15 protein-coding genes are annotated in these 15,184 nt (G+C 65.8%); 9 read left to right on the forward strand and 6 right to left on the reverse strand.

Annotation, left to right across the window (positions count from 1 at the left end):
• Window positions 1-104: 104 nt before the first annotated feature.
• From clpB to G015_RS0106915, 5 genes are all read left to right on the forward strand, one after another.
• Entirely contained in the window at window positions 105-2,687 is a 2,583-nt protein-coding gene (gene clpB, locus G015_RS0106895; RefSeq protein ID WP_018138616.1) for an ATP-dependent chaperone ClpB, read from the forward strand.
• Between the two features lie 198 nt (window positions 2,688-2,885).
• On the forward strand, window positions 2,886-4,154 hold the full coding sequence (locus tag G015_RS0106900) for a triacylglycerol lipase (RefSeq protein ID WP_020146360.1): 1,269 nt from the start codon (window positions 2,886-2,888) through the stop codon (window positions 4,152-4,154).
• 103 nt (window positions 4,155-4,257) lie between these two features.
• Entirely contained in the window at window positions 4,258-5,421 is a 1,164-nt protein-coding gene (locus G015_RS0106905; RefSeq protein ID WP_018138618.1) for a putative zinc-binding metallopeptidase, read from the forward strand.
• Between the two features lie 27 nt (window positions 5,422-5,448).
• Window positions 5,449-7,125, forward strand: a complete 1,677-nt coding sequence (locus tag G015_RS0106910; protein ID WP_020146361.1) for a BCCT family transporter — start codon at window positions 5,449-5,451, stop codon at window positions 7,123-7,125.
• 112 nt (window positions 7,126-7,237) lie between these two features.
• Entirely contained in the window at window positions 7,238-7,525 is a 288-nt protein-coding gene (locus G015_RS0106915) for a hypothetical protein (protein ID WP_017925760.1), read from the forward strand.
• A 47-nt stretch (window positions 7,526-7,572) separates the two neighbouring features.
• Here the strand turns inward: G015_RS0106915 and G015_RS0106920 are convergent, their stop codons facing one another.
• The 6 genes from G015_RS0106920 to G015_RS0106945 form a co-directional block, all read right to left on the reverse strand.
• The gene (locus G015_RS0106920) at window positions 7,573-8,151 is read right to left on the reverse strand and encodes a hypothetical protein (RefSeq protein ID WP_020146362.1); all 579 of its coding nucleotides are present in this window, start codon (window positions 8,149-8,151) and stop codon (window positions 7,573-7,575) included.
• A gap of 83 nt (window positions 8,152-8,234) precedes the next feature.
• Window positions 8,235-9,233 (reverse strand): NAD(P)H-dependent glycerol-3-phosphate dehydrogenase, encoded by a 999-nt coding sequence (locus tag G015_RS0106925; protein ID WP_018175405.1) that lies wholly within the window; start codon window positions 9,231-9,233, stop codon window positions 8,235-8,237.
• A gap of 16 nt (window positions 9,234-9,249) precedes the next feature.
• On the reverse strand, window positions 9,250-9,786 hold the full coding sequence (secB, locus tag G015_RS0106930) for a protein-export chaperone SecB (protein WP_017925757.1): 537 nt from the start codon (window positions 9,784-9,786) through the stop codon (window positions 9,250-9,252).
• Window positions 9,787-9,895: 109 nt separating this feature from the next.
• Window positions 9,896-10,174 (reverse strand): glutaredoxin domain-containing protein, encoded by a 279-nt coding sequence (locus tag G015_RS0106935; RefSeq protein WP_018138622.1) that lies wholly within the window; start codon window positions 10,172-10,174, stop codon window positions 9,896-9,898.
• Window positions 10,174-10,602 carry a rhodanese-like domain-containing protein gene (locus G015_RS0106940; protein WP_018138623.1) on the reverse strand — a complete coding sequence of 143 codons (429 nt, stop codon included), beginning with the start codon at window positions 10,600-10,602 and terminating at the stop codon, window positions 10,174-10,176. The genes G015_RS0106935 and G015_RS0106940 overlap by 1 nt, the downstream gene beginning before the upstream one ends.
• 28 nt (window positions 10,603-10,630) lie before the next feature.
• Complete coding sequence (locus tag G015_RS0106945; RefSeq protein WP_017925754.1) at window positions 10,631-10,966, reverse strand: helix-turn-helix transcriptional regulator; 336 nt, start codon at window positions 10,964-10,966, stop codon at window positions 10,631-10,633.
• 77 nt (window positions 10,967-11,043) lie between these two features.
• On the opposite strand from G015_RS0106945, the gene G015_RS0106950 reads away from it, so the two are divergent.
• The 4 genes from G015_RS0106950 (at window position 11,044) to G015_RS0106965 (ending at window position 15,137) form a co-directional block, all read left to right on the forward strand.
• A complete protein-coding gene (locus G015_RS0106950) occupies window positions 11,044-12,243 on the forward strand; it encodes a peptidoglycan DD-metalloendopeptidase family protein (protein WP_038038402.1) in 1,200 nt (399 codons plus the stop codon).
• 141 nt (window positions 12,244-12,384) lie between these two features.
• Window positions 12,385-13,671 carry a S41 family peptidase gene (locus G015_RS0106955; RefSeq protein WP_018138625.1) on the forward strand — a complete coding sequence of 429 codons (1,287 nt, stop codon included), beginning with the start codon at window positions 12,385-12,387 and terminating at the stop codon, window positions 13,669-13,671.
• Between the two features lie 12 nt (window positions 13,672-13,683).
• Complete coding sequence (locus G015_RS0106960) at window positions 13,684-14,238, forward strand: DJ-1 family glyoxalase III (RefSeq protein WP_018138626.1); 555 nt, start codon at window positions 13,684-13,686, stop codon at window positions 14,236-14,238.
• 161 nt (window positions 14,239-14,399) lie between these two features.
• A complete protein-coding gene (locus tag G015_RS0106965; protein WP_018138627.1) occupies window positions 14,400-15,137 on the forward strand; it encodes a YebC/PmpR family DNA-binding transcriptional regulator in 738 nt (245 codons plus the stop codon).
• Window positions 15,138-15,184 lie beyond the last annotated feature (47 nt).

The following is a 15,184-nucleotide window of genomic DNA, read 5'->3' on the forward strand; positions in this document are numbered from 1 at the left end:
GCGCCACGTGTTCTAAATTCGGTGGCTATCCTTGAAGCGACGGGCATTGCCCCCATGGTTCGTGTCAGTTCACCAAGATTTGACCGAGGGGTTTCCCAATGCGAATGGATCGCCTGACCACCAAATTCCAGTCCGCGATCGCCGATGCGCAGTCACTTGCCGTTGGCCGCGACCACCAGTTCATCGAACCGTCCCACCTGCTGCTGGCCTTGCTGGACCAGGATGGCGGTACCGTGCGCCATGTACTCGACCGCGCGGGCGTCAACGTGCGCCAGCTGCGCTCGGCGCTGGGCGAGGCGCTGGACCGCATGCCCCGCGTCGAGGGTGCGGCCGGCGAGGTCCATGTCTCCAATGACCTGGGCCGGCTGCTGAATGTCTGCGACAAGCTGGCCCAGCAGAACAAGGACCAGTACATCTCCAGCGAGCTGTTCCTGCTCGCCGCCGTCGACGAGAAGGGCGGCGTGGGCGAGATGCTGCGCCATGCCGGCGCCAACAAGGACGCACTGGACAAGGCCATTCATGACATTCGCGGTGGCAGCCAGGTGGACAACCCGGATGCCGAGGAGAGCCGTCAGGCGCTGGAGAAATACACCACCGATCTGACCGAGCGTGCCGAGCAGGGCAAGCTGGATCCGGTCATCGGGCGTGACGAGGAAATCCGCCGCTCGATCCAGGTGCTGCAGCGCCGCACCAAGAACAACCCGGTGCTGATCGGCGAGCCGGGGGTTGGCAAGACCGCGATCGTCGAGGGCCTGGCGCAGCGCATTATCAACGGCGAGGTGCCCGAGGGGCTCAAGGACAAGCGCGTACTGGCGCTGGACCTGGGTGCGCTGCTGGCCGGGGCCAAGTACCGAGGTGACTTCGAGGAACGGCTGAAGTCCGTGCTCAAGGAGCTGTCGCAGGAAGAGGGTCGCGTGATCCTGTTCATCGACGAGATCCATACGCTTGTAGGCGCCGGCAAGGCCGAGGGCGCGATGGACGCAGGCAACATGCTCAAGCCGGCGCTGGCGCGTGGTGAGCTGCACTGCATCGGCGCGACCACGCTGGATGAATACCGCCAGAACATCGAAAAGGACGCCGCGCTGGAGCGCCGCTTCCAGAAGGTGCTGGTCGACGAACCCAGCCAGGAAGACACCATCGCCATCCTGCGCGGACTGAAAGAGCGCTACGAGGTCCACCACGGAATCGAGATCACCGACCCGGCGATCGTCGCCGCCGCGCAGCTCTCGCAGCGCTACATCACCGACCGCCAGTTGCCGGACAAGGCGATCGACCTGATCGACGAGGCGGCCAGTCGCATCAAGATGGAGATCGACTCCAAGCCGGAGTCCATGGATCGCCTGGAGCGCCGTCTGATCCAGTTGAAGATCGAGCGCGAGGCGCTGAAGAAGGAATCCGACGACGCCTCGAAGAAGCGCCTCGACACCCTGGAGGGCGAGATCGAGCGCCTGGAGCGCGAGTACTCTGATCTGGAAGAGGTGTGGAAATCCGAGAAGGCCTCGGTCTCCGGTGCCGCGCAACTGAAGGAAGAGCTCGAGCGTGCCCGCATGGAGCTGGAGACGGCCCGCCGCGCCGGGGATCTCTCGCGCATGTCGGAGCTGCAGTACGGGCGGATCCCGGACCTGGAGAAGTCCCTGGCCATGGCCCACGAGATGGAAAGTCAGGAGACCAAACTGCTGCGCACCAAGGTGACCGACGAAGAGGTCGCCGAGGTCGTATCACGCTGGACCGGCATCCCGGTCTCCAAGATGCTGGAGGGGGAAAAGGACAAGCTGCTGCGCATGGAGGAGGCGATCGGCGCCCGCGTGGTCGGTCAGTCCGAGGCGGTCAATGCCGTGGCCAATGCCATCCGTCGCTCGCGGGCGGGCCTGTCCGACCCGAATCGCCCGAACGGCTCGTTCCTGTTCCTCGGCCCGACCGGCGTGGGCAAGACCGAGCTGACCAAGGCGCTGGCCAGCTTCCTGTTCGACACGGAAGAAGCGATGGTGCGCATCGACATGTCCGAGTTCATGGAGAAGCACTCCGTGGCGCGGCTGATCGGGGCGCCCCCGGGCTATGTCGGCTACGAGGAGGGCGGCTACCTGACCGAGGCCGTGCGCCGCAAGCCGTACTCCGTGATCCTGCTCGACGAGGTCGAGAAGGCGCACCCGGATGTCTTCAACGTGCTGCTTCAGGTGCTGGATGACGGCCGCCTGACGGACGGGCACGGGCGCACCGTGGACTTTCGCAACACGGTGATCGTGATGACCTCCAACCTGGGCTCGCAGCAGATCCAGGAGATGGCCGGCGAGGAGAACTACGCGGCGATGAAGGGCGCGGTGATGGAGATCGTCGGGCAGCACTTCCGCCCCGAGTTCATCAACCGAGTGGACGACGTGGTGGTGTTCCATCCGCTGGAGCGCGAGCAGATCCGCGCGATCGCCGACATCCAGTTGCAGTACCTGCGCAAGCGTCTGGAAGAGCGCGACCTGGGGCTGACCATCACCGACGCCGCGCTGGACCACCTAGGGGCCGCGGGCTTCGATCCGGTCTACGGGGCGCGTCCGCTCAAGCGGGCGATCCAGACCCAGCTGGAAAACCCGCTGGCGCAGTCGCTGCTGGCTGGCGAGTTCGGCCCCGGCGACACCATCGAGGTGGACATGGCCGGCGAGCATCTGGCCTTCACCCGCGCCGCAGCGGCCGCCTGATTCGGCCCGCTTTCTTCCGCAACCGACAAGGCCCGCCCCGCGCGGGCCTTTTTTGTTTGGGGCGCGCAGGGGCGGGTACCACAGCGGCGGTTAACAGCAGGCGATCTGGCGTGTGCGCCGCTATCCTGAGAGGGACAGGTGGGCGGCGAGATGCACGAGCCGCTTGTTGGACTAATCCGGGCGGGCAGGAAGGCGGACATGGACGGAGCAAGGATTGCCGCACTGGTGCTGGTGGCGTGGTGGCTGACGGGCTGCGGGCTGTGGGATGCGCGCGGACAGATGCAGATGATGGGCCAGGCCTGCACGATTGCCGGAACCGTGGTGGCGGATGACGAGGTCCCGGGACCTTATGTGGTCGCGGTATTCCGCGCGCCGATGGAGGAGGGTGCCGTGCCGGAACCGGTGGACCACATGGTGAGCGCTGGAGGTGGCGAGTGGTTCTTTGGCCTGGCGCCGGGGCGTTACCAGGTCCTGGCCTTTGCCGACCCCGAGCGTGACGGGCGCCACGAGGCGGGTGCCCCGGTGTACCTGGCAAACGAGGGTGGCGTGCTGGAATGCCCTGCGGGTACGCGTTTTGGCGATATGGAGATCCGGATCGGGGGCGAAGGGGTCGCGGCACATGCGATCGCGTTGTCGCCCGCGCGCGAGCGGGGTCCGGAGGGCGGCCCCTTCAGCGTCGGTGGGGTCACGGCGTTCGGGGAAGTGACTACGCTGGATGACCCGCGTTTCGACGACGATGTCGCGCGCGGGAGCCAGTGGCGGCCGCTGGATTTCATGCTGGCCGGCTATGCCGGGGTCTATTTTCTCGAACCCTACGATCCCGGCCGCATCCCGGTTTTGTTTGTACACGGTATGAACGGCTCGCCGCGAGGGTTCGCCGAACTCATCCACCAGCTCGATCGCGAGCGTTACCAACCCTGGTTGTACTACTACCCGTCCGGGTTGCCCCTGCAGTCCATCGCGGCCCACCTGGCGCAGACCCTGGAAGAGCTGGAGCTGCGCTATGACGTGGAGTCCCTGCCGGTCGTGGCGCACAGCATGGGGGGGCTGGTGGCGAAGGGCTTTCTGCATGAGCGCGAGCGGCGGGCGGCGCCGGCCCGGATCCCACGCATGATTGCGTTGTCCACGCCCTGGCACGGGCATGCCGCCGCGCAGTCGGGGGTCGATCGTTCGCCGGTGGTGATCCCGGTTTGGCGTGACATGGCACCCGGCAGCGAGTATCAGCGCCGACTGTTCGAATCGGAACTGTCGGGGGAGACGGAGCTGCACCTGCTATTCAGCTTTCGCCGTCCGGATAGCGGAGGACGCGCAGGGACGGATGGCGTACTCACGCTGTCGACCATGCTGTACCCCCCGATACAGGGAATGGCGAGCAGCATCTACGGCGTGAACACCACGCATGCGGGGATTCTGACAGACCCGCTGGCGCTGAAGCGGGTACAAATGCTGCTCGAACCAGACCCCTGAGTGGGCCTTGAGGGCCAGAACGTGCGCGACGCATGCAGCGGTTTTGGCGTAGGCTGAAAGCCGTGCCGCGAATCGCCGCGGCACGGCTTTTCGGGAGGTCGTAATGCAGCTGTTCGAGTGTGAAGGCTGCGGTAGTGTCATTTATTTCGACAATACCTACTGCAATGGTTGTGGACGGCGGCTGGGCTTCCTGCCCGATCGCCTGGAGCTGTCGGCGCTGGAGATGGCCGGGGATGCGCTTTTCTCCTCCGGGGAGCCGATCCCGGGCGGGCTGTGGCGTGTCGCGGGCGAACCCGATGGGCCGCTTTATCGCCAGTGCCGCCACTACGCGGTGGACGCGGTCTGTAACTGGATGGTGCGCCACGATGACCCGGAGGGCTATTGCCGCGCGTGCCGGCTGAACCGCACCATCCCCGATCTGAGCGTGCCGGGCAATGCGCGCCTGTGGGAACGGATGGAGACGGAAAAGCGGCGCCTGGTCTACAGCCTGTTGCGCCTGGGGTTACCCGTTGTGTCCAAGCAGACGGACTCCGCCGGCGTGGCGTTCGATTTTCTGGCCGACCCGAACCCTGATTTCCACGAGGGCGGCGGCGTGGTAACCGGGCATGCGAACGGCGTGATTACACTCAACATCGCGGAGGCGGACCCGTCCGTGCGCGAGAGCATGCGCGAGGCCATGGCCGAGCCCTACCGCACCATCCTCGGACACTTTCGTCATGAATCGGCGCATTACTACTGGGACCGTCTGATCCGGGGGACGCGCTGGCACGAGTACTTCCGTGGCCGCTTCGGCGATGAACGCATCGACTACGACGAGGCGTTGCGCCGCCATTACGAGGATGGGCCGCCCAGCGACTGGCAGAACCATTTCGTGTCCGCCTATGCAAGCTCCCATCCCTGGGAGGACTGGGCCGAGACCTGGGCGCATTACCTGCATATCGTCGACGCCCTCGATACGGCGGCGGCCTATGGCATGGATGTCGCGCCCAGTGTTGGAGAGGCGGCGAGGCTTGGGCCGCAGGGCGGGCAATCGCATTTCGATGCCTACGCCACCGACGATCCGGATGCCCTGGTCGCGCACTGGCTGCCGCTGGCCGCAGCCCTGAACAGCCTGAACCGCAGTATGGGGCATGCCCATGTCTATCCATTCGTCTTGACACCGGAGGCGATCTCGAAGCTGGGCTTCGTGCATCGGGTCATCCAGGATTTTCGTACCGGTAACCGTTCCGCAGGCGAGCGGGAACTGCTGCACACGCATCGCGTCTGAGGGCCGGACACTTCAGGGAGGAAGCGGATGTACAACGTCGCGACCCGAGGACCGTTCAAGGGACTGAACCCGCGCGTAGCCCCGATCGCGCTGCTGCTGGTGGTGCTGATCGCGCTGTTTGCGATCTACCGCACGGATGAACTCGAGCGGGTGGTCTCGGACGCCCGCACCTTTCTGACGCCTTTCCTCGAGTGGTACTACGTGGTCGCGATGGCCGTGTTCCTGGCCATCGTGATCTGGCTGGGGGTCGGCCGTTACAAGGACGTCCGTCTCGGGCGGGATGACGAGGTGCCGGAGTTCACCACTGTCTCGTGGCTGGCCATGCTGTTTGCCGCCGGCATGGGAGTGGGCCTCCTGTTCTGGGCGGTGGCCGAGCCGCTCAGTCACTACGGGGGCAACCCGTTCCTGCTGGACAACGGCGAGACGGCCGAGGCCGCCGACATGTCCATGGTGCTGACCTATTTTCACTGGGGTCTGAATGCCTGGGCGGTGTTCGCGCTGCTGGCGCTGATCCTGGCCTATTTCGGCTTTCGCAGGGGGCAGCCGCTGGCGCTGCGCTCCGCGCTGCATCCGCTGATCGGGAAATACAGCCACGGCTGGCCCGGCGACATCGTCGACCTGCTGGCCATCCTCGCCACGGTGTTCGGGATCGCGACCACCCTGGGGCTGGGTATTCAGCAGCTGGATACCGGGTTGGTGCATACCCTGGGGATTTCCGGTGGCGAGAACGGGCAGCTGTTCCTGGCAGCCCTGCTCACTGTCATTGCGATCATTTCGGTCATTACCGGTGTCCAGGTCGGTGTACAGCGGATTTCCCAGGCCAATATGTGGCTGAGCGTGGCGCTGATGGGCCTGCTGCTGATCTGGGGGCCGACCCAGTACCTGCTGGCGCTGTTCGTGCAGTCCTCTGGCAGTTACCTGCAGAACCTGCTGGGGCTCTCGCTGTACACCCACGCCCACCAGACGGATCCCTGGCATTCCGACTGGACGGTGTTCTACTGGGGTTGGTGGCTGGCCTGGGCGCCGTTTGTCGGGCTGTTCATTGCGCGCATCTCGCGCGGGCGCACGCTGCGCGAATTTGTCCTGGGCGTGCTGCTGGTGCCTACGGTCATCACCTTTTTCTGGCTCGCGATGCTGGGCGGTACCGCGCTGCATGCCGAGGTCGAGGGGATCGCGGATATTGCCGACAAGGTCTCCGAAGACCTGACCATGGCCACCTTCGCGACCATGGATACGCTGGAACCCTGGCTGGTGGCCAAGGTCGGTGGCGGGCTGATCACAATCCTGATCGCGACCTACCTGCTGACCTCCGCCAACGCCGGGATCGTCGTGATCAATACCCTGCTGGCCCACGGTTCCACAGAGCACCGCAAGCGGCACCTGACCATCTGGGGTGCGCTGATCGGCCTGATCACCGCGGTGCTGCTGCTGGCGGGCGGGCTGGAGGTCCTGCAAAGCGCGGTGATCCTGGCGGCCCTGCCGTTTTCGCTGGTGATCCTGATGATGATCGTGGGGCTGATCCGGGGGCTGGAGCAGGAGCGCTGGGCACCGCGCCCGGGCGAGCGGTCGATCCTGCCCAGCGAGCCCTGGCAGGTGCCGGCGGATCGCGTTAGCGAGGATTATGACACTGAGGATGATGCCCCAGAATCCGGTCCGGACGACGATAATCCGGAAGATCAGGGGCCACCGCCGCGGCCGTGGTGAGGGTCGGGCGATTCGCCGGTCGTGATGGAAAGTCCCGCCGGCTTTGCGTTCACTTTTGGACGCGGCGACCTTGCCTTAGCCTGTTCACACATTCGATAACCGAGAGAGCACCATGAGCGACGATACCCTGCAGCTGTCCGGCGACCTGATCCAGAAGATCCAGGACGTTCTGGTCGAGACCGATCCCAAGGCCCAGCAGCCCATCGTGGCCGTGCAGTATCTGAGCGCGATCACTGGTTTTCTGGTGGCGCAGATGCCGGAGTCGGTGAACGAGCGCAAGGAGTATCTGAAGCAGCTCTCGCAGTTCACCGAGTCGGTGTTCGTGGATATGGAGAGCCGCAAGCAGGCCGCCCCGCCGCCGCAGGAGGCCAGTGGCGTCTGGCGCCCGGGCGATAACTAAAGTCCGTTTGCCCGCCTGATTGCGGGCATGAAGCCGGAGGCTGGGGCTCAGTCGTCCCCGGCCTCGCCCTTCTTGCGTGAGCGCATCTGGCGCAGCATGGCTTCCTGCTCGTTGAAGCTTGGCATGCGGCGCTTGCCGCCCACGTCGCGATCGCGCTCATTCGCCCCGGCGGGGCCCGGGTGCCCGGCGCGCTCGCCTTCCTTGATCGACTGGTATTCAGTCAGTTCGCGCTGGGCGTCCTCGTCGCTGGTGTAGCGGCCGCGATAATCCTGCGGCGGCTTGTGGCCCTTGCGCAGGAACACCTGCTTGCGCAGTTCCTTGTTGTAGTCGGTCACGCGGCGGTCGATCCAGATCAGATCAAACGCCGCCCAGGCCACCATGGCACCCGTCGGGATCAGCCACCACCAGCCAGCCACTAGCCAGGCCACGATCAGGATTGCCGCACTCAGGCCAATGTAGCCCGCGCCCCCCAAAGGTTCGCGCAGATAGAAACGGTGCAGTCCCAGCGGAAACAGGACCCAGGCGACGTAGGCGGGCGGGCGCGCGCGCATCTCGGCCGCGAGTTTCGCGTTGATCGCCTGCAGGCCGCCGCCCTCGAGATCCAGTTCCTTCCACGCCTTGCGCATGGGTGCCTCCCAGCTGTGGACAATCGTCCGTGCACGGTAACGAACTGTGCCGGCATGCGCGATTGTTCGGGTTCGGCTCGGGGTTACCCGGTCGGGTTCTCGTGGGTCGGATCGCGTTCCAGCAGGCGGCGGGCGGCCTCGCGTACCGGTCGCCCCTGGTAAAGCACGGCGTGGACCTCCGCGGAGATGGGCATGTCCACCGACAGGGCCTCGGCGCGCGTGCTGATCTGGCGCGCGGTCTCGACCCCCTCGACCGACTGGCCGATACGGGCGCGGGCCGTCTCCAGGTCATAGCCCTGACCCAGCAGGCGCCCCAGGCGCCGGTTGCGCGACTGGTCATCGGTGCAGGTGAGGATCAGATCGCCGAGACCGGAAAGCCCGGTCAGCGTGCCCGGCTGGGCCCCGACCGCCTCGCCCAGGCGCTGCATCTCGGCCAGACCGCGCGTCATCAGCGCGGCGCGGGCATTGCCGCCGTAGCCCGCGCCGTCGGCGATCCCGGTCGCGACCGCGAGGACGTTCTTCAGGGCTCCGCCCAGCTCCACACCAATCACGTCGTGATTGCGATAGATGCGCAGGGCGTTGCCATGCAGTGCGCCAGTCAGGCGGTCCAGGCTGTGTTCGCTCTGCGAGGCCGCCGTCAGTGCGGTGGGCTGGCCGCGGGCCACCTCTGCGGCGAAGGAGGGTCCGGAGATCAGCGCGGGCGGGAAGCCGGAGCCCAGTTCTTCCTCGGCGATCTCGTGCAGCCAGGCCCCGCTGGATGTCTCCAGTCCCTTGGTGGCCCAGGCGACCGTCTGCCCTTCACGCAGGCGCGGCTGCATCCAGCGCAGGGTCTCGCGAAAGGCCCCGGACGGGACTGCGATCAGCACCAGGTCGACATCGTCGATCACACCGGGGTCGGCGCTGATGGAGAGGGTTTCCGGGAAGGGGATGCCGGGCAGATAGCGGGCGTTCTCGCGCGCGCGGCTCAGCCGCTCGGCGGCCTCGTCCTTGCGGACCCAGAGCACGACGTCCTGGTGCAGACGCGCGGCGTGGATCGCCAGCGCGGTGCCCCAGGAACCGCCACCCAGGAGTGCGATGCGCACGGGTGCGAGCCCCGGATCAGGCCTGGGAGGTCGACTCCGGCGCGGCCGCCTGCGAGTCGCCGGATGCCTTTTTCTGGTCTTCCAGGTGTTGCTGGTACAGCGCCTCGAAGTTGACCGGCTGCAGCAGCAGCTGCGGGAAGCCGCCCTTGAGTACCAGGTCCGCGACCGTTTCGCGGGCGAACGGGAACAGCAGGTTCGGGCAGTAGGAGCCCAGCAGCTGGTTGAGCTGGTCGCGGGGGAAGCCGCGGACGATGAAGACCCCGGCCTGGTTGATCTCGACCAGGTAGGCGGTCTTGCCGTTGGACTCGGTGGTCACGGTCAGTTTCAGCTCGACCTCGAACACGCCTTCTTCTTCGCGAATCGGGCGGGCGTTGGTGTTCAGCTGAATGTTGGTGTCGCCCTTCCACTCGTTCAGAAAGATCTCGGGGGCGTCCGGCGACTCGAACGAGATGTCCTTGATGAACACCTTCTGGATGGAGAAGCCGGGGTTGTCCTGGGAGTTGCCCTGCGCGCCCGCGCCGTTACCGCTGGTGTTGGAGGTTTCTTCAGCCATGATGTTGTTCCGAGTCGTGGAGAATGGGATTTGTGTGCGGGAATCGTAAAGGAATGTGGCGCCGGATAGGAGTCAAGAGGCGGGTGAGTTTTCCCGTCGTCCTGGGGGCTCAGGCGTCGCTGGTGCGCGCGATGCCGGCCGCTTCGGCCATGCGTTGCAGTTCACCGGAGCGATCCAGCGCCTGCAGCTCGTCGTATCCGCCGATATGGGTGTCACCCAGGAAAATCTGCGGCACCGAGCTGCGGCCGGCCCGCTGTTCCATCTCCGCGCGCGCCCCGGGTTCGCGATCCACCGGGTGGTCGTCGAAGGGGTAACCGTGGTGGATCAGCAGCCGGCGGGCCAGCAGACAGAACGGGCAGCGGACCGTGCCATAGACCTCGAAGCGCATTACTTCTTCTTGATCGGCATGCCCGCGGATTGCCAGGCCTGGATGCCGCCCTGGAGGTTCACGACATCCTGGAACCCCGCAGCGGTCAGCTGTGAGGCGGCCATCGCGGAGCGGTTACCGCTGCGGCAGTACACCACTACGGGCTTGTCCTTGTACTTGGCGATGTCGTCCATGCGCTTTTGCAGGCTGCCCACCGGGATGTGCTTGGCCCCACCAATGCGGCCGGAGGCGATCTCGTTGTCCTCGCGCACATCCAGCACCAGGCTGTCGTCCTGATTGATCACGCGCACGGCCTCGCTCGGCGAGAGGGTGCGGTACTTGCGGGTCAGGCGGCGGAACTCGGTGAACAGGATCATCCCGACAACCGCCAGCAGGGCACCGGTCAGGATCGGATGATTGGACAGGAATTCAGGGAGTCTTTCGAGCATTCAGGCCGCCGCGTCGGTCAGGGAGATGTCAGGAGCTGCAGAAAACGTCCTGCATCATACCGATCAGGCGCAGCGTGCGGGAGTCCCCCACTCGGTAGTAGACACGGTTCGCATCCTTGCGGGTCGCCAGGATGCCCTTGTCGCGCAGGATGCCCAGGTGCTGCGAAATGTTGCTCTGCGAGGTCCCGACCTGATCGACGATTTCCTGTACGCTGATCTCGCGATCGCCGAGAATGCAGAGGATCTTGAGCCGCAGGGGGTGGGACATGGCCTTGAGCGAGCGCGAGGCCCGTTCAATGTCCTCGTCCTGAGACATCAGTTCTTCTTCGACCATCTTTTCTTCTTCGACCGCTTCGTTGCTCACGGCATGCCTCTTTATTGTTTTGCGAAACAGCAAGCCCGTAACCGGGTGAGAATATAAGTACCTAAACGTACCCCGATATGCGAATTTGCGCAATCTTGACTTCCCGATACCCCTTACTGCTTGTTCTGGCGGCATTTTTGCTGGCGCCCGCAGGCAGCCTGTCGGCGTTTGAACCGGAGGCCGAACTGGAGGAGACGCTGGAGGCGATCCGTGACCTGGAGCGCAGTCAGGAGGAGCGCCAGGCCGCGCTCGAACGTCTGGAGGATGAGCTCGAGCGCGCGGCGCGGGGCAGCAGCGAGTCGCGGCGCGAACTGCGCGAACTGGAGGCCCAGCGCGAGCAACAATCCGAGGTGATCGCCGAGCACGAGGCGCGCGTTGAGCAGGAAGAGGAACGGCTGCGCGAGGAACGCGTGCAGGCGGGGCGCCTGCTGCGCGACCAGTGGCAGCGCGACCGGCACCCGGGACGCGTACCCGGCACCGGAGGCGAGGGCGAGCTGAGCCGGTTGCACCCGGAGATCGCCGCGCGCCTGCGCGAGGCGCGGGCCGAGGCGCTGGCGGCCCTGGGTGAACAGCTCGAGGTGCTGCGCGCCGCGCGCGACGACCTGGAACGCGAGCAGGCGGTGCTGGCCGAGCAGGAGGCGGCGCTGCGCGAGGTGGTGGCGGATCTCGAACGCGAGGAGGAGCGGCAGCGTGTGGCGATGGACGAGCTGGAACGCGCGATCGCGGACGAAGCGCTGGAGCTGGCGCGGCTGGAGCGCAATGCCGAGACGCTGGAAGACCTGATTCGCGAGGTGGAGCGCGATGCGGCTGAACGCGAAGAGCGTGCTGCGCGGGGCGATCCCCCACCCGAGCGTGCGCCCGTTCGTTCCGATGTCGCCTTTGCTGACCTCCAGGGCGAGCTTCCGATGCCGGCGGACGGCTCGGTCGTTCGGCGCTTCAACGAGCCGCGCGGCAGTCGTCTGCAGTCACGCTGGCGCGGAACCGTGCTGGAGGTTGACAACGGCGAGTCGGTGCACGCCGTCCATTTTGGTCGTGTGGTCTACGCCGACTGGATGCAGGGCTACGGTTTTCTGGTGATCCTCGACCACGGGAGCGGTTACCTGACGCTGTACAGCAACCTGGAGGAAATCCTGGTCGCCGAGGGCGAGGAGGTCGAGGGCGGCACGCGGATGGCCCTGGCCGGCGCCGGGCGCGAGGCGATCGCACCGGGACTCTACTTCGAGATTCGGCGAAATGGCGATCCGTTGAACCCTGAGGACTGGTGGCTATCTCAATGACGAGCGTCACGAAATAATCGTGACCGTGTTTGAAGGATTTGTCGGGCGAAAACAGCAGACGCAGTCGGGCGTTCAGGCATGGGTCAGATTCCCGGTGCTACCATCGGTCCGGTAAATACCTCCGTTTCTAGAGGATCGGTAATGAAGAAGTCTTGTCGCACTGGGTACGCCCTGGTGGTGGGTTTGGTTGTCGGTGTCATGCTCAGCGTGTCGGTGGCGGTGTATGCCGATCGCGAGAATGGCGCACAGAATGCCTTGCCGGTGGAGGACCTGCAGCGGTTTACCGAGGTGTATATGCGCATCAAGCGCAATTACGTCACCGAGGTGGACGACAAGGAGCTGCTGGATAACGCCATCCAGGGGATGCTCTCCGGGCTGGACCCGCATTCGGCCTATCTCGACGAGCAGGACTTCGAGGACATGCAGGTCGGGACCTCCGGCGAGTTCGGTGGTCTGGGGATCGAGGTCGGCATGGAGGATGGCTTCGTCAAGGTCATTGCCCCGATCGACGACACCCCGGCGAGCAAGGCCGGCATCCAGGCGGGTGACCTGATTATTCGCCTGGACGGTGAATCGGTGCAGGGCATGACGCTGTCCGATGCCGTCTCCAAGATGCGTGGAGAGAAGGGCTCCGACATTACCCTGACCATCGTCCGCGAGGGCGAGGACCAGCCGAAGGAGATCACGCTGACCCGTGACCGTATCCAGGTCCAGAGCGTGCGATCCGAGATCCTCGAAGACGGGTATGGCTACCTGCGTATCAGCAACTTCCAGCAGCGCACCGCGCGTGACGTCGTGCGAGCCGTCGAAGAGCTGAAGGAAGAGGGTGATCTGCGCGGCCTGGTGCTGGACCTGCGCAACAACCCGGGCGGCATTCTGAACGGTGCGGTCGGTGTGTCCGATGCGTTCCTGGAGGAAGGGCTGATTGTCTACACCGAGGGCCGGCTGGAGGACTCGCAGTTCCGCTACCAGGCCTCGCCGGGTGATGTGCTCGGCGGTGCCCCGATGGTGGTACTGGTGAACCGGGGTTCGGCCTCGGCTTCCGAGATCGTGGCCGGCGCCCTGCAGGACCACAAGCGTGCGGTGGTCATGGGCCAGAACACCTTTGGCAAGGGTTCGGTGCAGACGATCCTGCCGCTGACCGAGAACACCGGTATCAAGCTGACCACCGCGCGTTATTTCACGCCGGACGGCCGCAACATCGAGGAAGACGGCGTAGAGCCCGATATCCGGCTGGAGAATCTGACGGTCTCGCGTGCCGATGACGGCAATGGCCGCGACGCCCAGGTGCGCATGCAGCGGGAGCTGCAGGGCGAGGACGTGCCGGAGGATGATGACGACAATGGCGAGAGCCTGGCCGAGCGCGACTACGGCCTGAGCGAGGCCCTGAATCTGCTCAAGGGGCTGAACATCTACAGCCAGCGCTGATCGGAGGTGGCCATGACGCAGGAAACACCGCGTGTCCTGGTGCCGCTGGCGGCCGGGGCCGAGGAGCTGGAGGCCGTCACCATCATCGACTTGTTGCGCCGCGCGCGCTTCGAGGTCACGGTCGCGGGGCTCGAACAGGGCCCCGTGCGCTGTTCCCGCGGGACGGTGATCCAGCCGGACGCCACGCTGGAAGCAGTTCAGGACGATGCCTTCGACCTGATCGTGCTGCCCGGTGGGCTGCCGGGCGCCGATCACCTGCGCGACGATCCACGGGTGCAGGCAATGCTGCGGGCACAGGCCGAGCGCGACGGCTGGCTGGGCGCGATCTGCGCCGGGCCCAAGGCGCTGGCGCAGGCGGGTGTGCTGGAAGGTCGCCGCGTGACCTCGTTTACCGGGGCACTGGACGAATCGGGTATCCCCTCTACCGGGGGGCTCGTGGAAGTCGACGAGCGCATCATCACCGGACGTGGTCCGGGGGCGGCGATGGACTTTGCCCTGACGCTGATCGAGCAGCTGGCCGGGCGCGAGGCCCGCGAGGCCGTCGAGGGGCCGTTGCTACGTCCTTAGCAAGGCAGACCTTTCCTGCTCCCCGTGCACGCCCTGCGCGGCTCCATCCAGCGTCCCTTTGCATCCTGGCATGAACCCGACGGCCCCAGTCGATTAGACTGTGCGGGTCTCGCGGTCGCCTGGCCGCGCCCAACGAACCCAACCCAAGGAGTCGTGACCGAATGGCAGGCCACAGCAAGTGGGCGAACATCCAGCATCGCAAGAACGCCCAGGACGCCAAGCGCGGCAAACTCTTTACCAAGCTGATCCGCGAGATCACCGTCGCTGCCCGGCAGGGCGGGTCCGACCCCGAGACCAATCCGCGCCTGCGCCTGGCGATCGACAAGGCGCTTGGCGCCAACATGACGCGGGATACCATCGAGCGCGCGGCCAAGCGCGGCGCCGGTGAGTCCGACGGGGCCGCGATGGAGGAGATTCGCTACGAGGGTTATGGCCCGGGCGGTGCGGCGATCCTGGTCGACTGCATGACCGACAATCGCAACCGGACAGTGGCCGAGGTCCGCCACGCCTTCTCCAAGATGGGTGGCAACCTGGGGACCGATGGCTCGGTGGCCTATCTGTTCCAGAACAAGGGCGTGGTCCGCTTTGCGCCCGGTCTGGACGACGAGACGGTCATGGAGGCCGCGCTGGAGGGCGGCGCCGAGGATGTGCAGGTCGAGGACGACGGCGCAATCGAGGTGATTACCGAGCCCGATGCCTATCAGGACGTGCGCCAGGCGCTGCTGGACCGCGGACTGGAGCCGGAGAGCTCCGAGGTCACCTGGCGCCCGGAGACCCTGTCGCCACTGGATGCGGAGACCGCCGAGTCCGTGCTGAAGCTCCTGGAGATGCTGGACGACCTGGACGACGTGCAGAACGTCTTTACCAACGCCGATTTCCCGGAAGGCGTGGGGCAGTGATGCCGCGCTGCTGCGCGCCGTAATCCGCGCCTCTCTGGACAAACAAC

Origin of the sequence: Thioalkalivibrio sp. ALJ15 (assembly GCF_000383695.1) — a bacterium.
Classification (GTDB): Bacteria; Pseudomonadota; Gammaproteobacteria; order Ectothiorhodospirales; family Ectothiorhodospiraceae; genus Thioalkalivibrio.

Bases quoted from the DNA above. Each gene is read 5' to 3' on its own strand.
- G015_RS0106915 (WP_017925760.1), top strand. From the start codon at position 7,238: ATGAGCGACGATACCCTGCAGCTGTCCGGCGACCTGATCCAGAAGATC.
- clpB (WP_018138616.1), top strand. From the start codon at position 105: ATGGATCGCCTGACCACCAAATTCCAGTCCGCGATCGCCGATGCGCAG.
- G015_RS0106920 (WP_020146362.1), bottom strand. From the start codon at position 8,151: ATGCGCAAGGCGTGGAAGGAACTGGATCTCGAGGGCGGCGGCCTGCAG.
- G015_RS0106960 (WP_018138626.1), top strand. From the start codon at position 13,684: ATGACGCAGGAAACACCGCGTGTCCTGGTGCCGCTGGCGGCCGGGGCC.
- G015_RS0106910 (WP_020146361.1), top strand. From the start codon at position 5,449: ATGTACAACGTCGCGACCCGAGGACCGTTCAAGGGACTGAACCCGCGC.
- G015_RS0106940 (WP_018138623.1), bottom strand. From the start codon at position 10,602: ATGCTCGAAAGACTCCCTGAATTCCTGTCCAATCATCCGATCCTGACC.
- G015_RS0106905 (WP_018138618.1), top strand. From the start codon at position 4,258: ATGCAGCTGTTCGAGTGTGAAGGCTGCGGTAGTGTCATTTATTTCGAC.
- secB (WP_017925757.1), bottom strand. From the start codon at position 9,786: ATGGCTGAAGAAACCTCCAACACCAGCGGTAACGGCGCGGGCGCGCAG.
- G015_RS0106965 (WP_018138627.1), top strand. From the start codon at position 14,400: ATGGCAGGCCACAGCAAGTGGGCGAACATCCAGCATCGCAAGAACGCC.
- G015_RS0106950 (WP_038038402.1), top strand. From the start codon at position 11,044: ATGCGAATTTGCGCAATCTTGACTTCCCGATACCCCTTACTGCTTGTT.
- G015_RS0106955 (WP_018138625.1), top strand. From the start codon at position 12,385: ATGAAGAAGTCTTGTCGCACTGGGTACGCCCTGGTGGTGGGTTTGGTT.
- G015_RS0106900 (WP_020146360.1), top strand. From the start codon at position 2,886: ATGGACGGAGCAAGGATTGCCGCACTGGTGCTGGTGGCGTGGTGGCTG.
- G015_RS0106935 (WP_018138622.1), bottom strand. From the start codon at position 10,174: ATGCGCTTCGAGGTCTATGGCACGGTCCGCTGCCCGTTCTGTCTGCTG.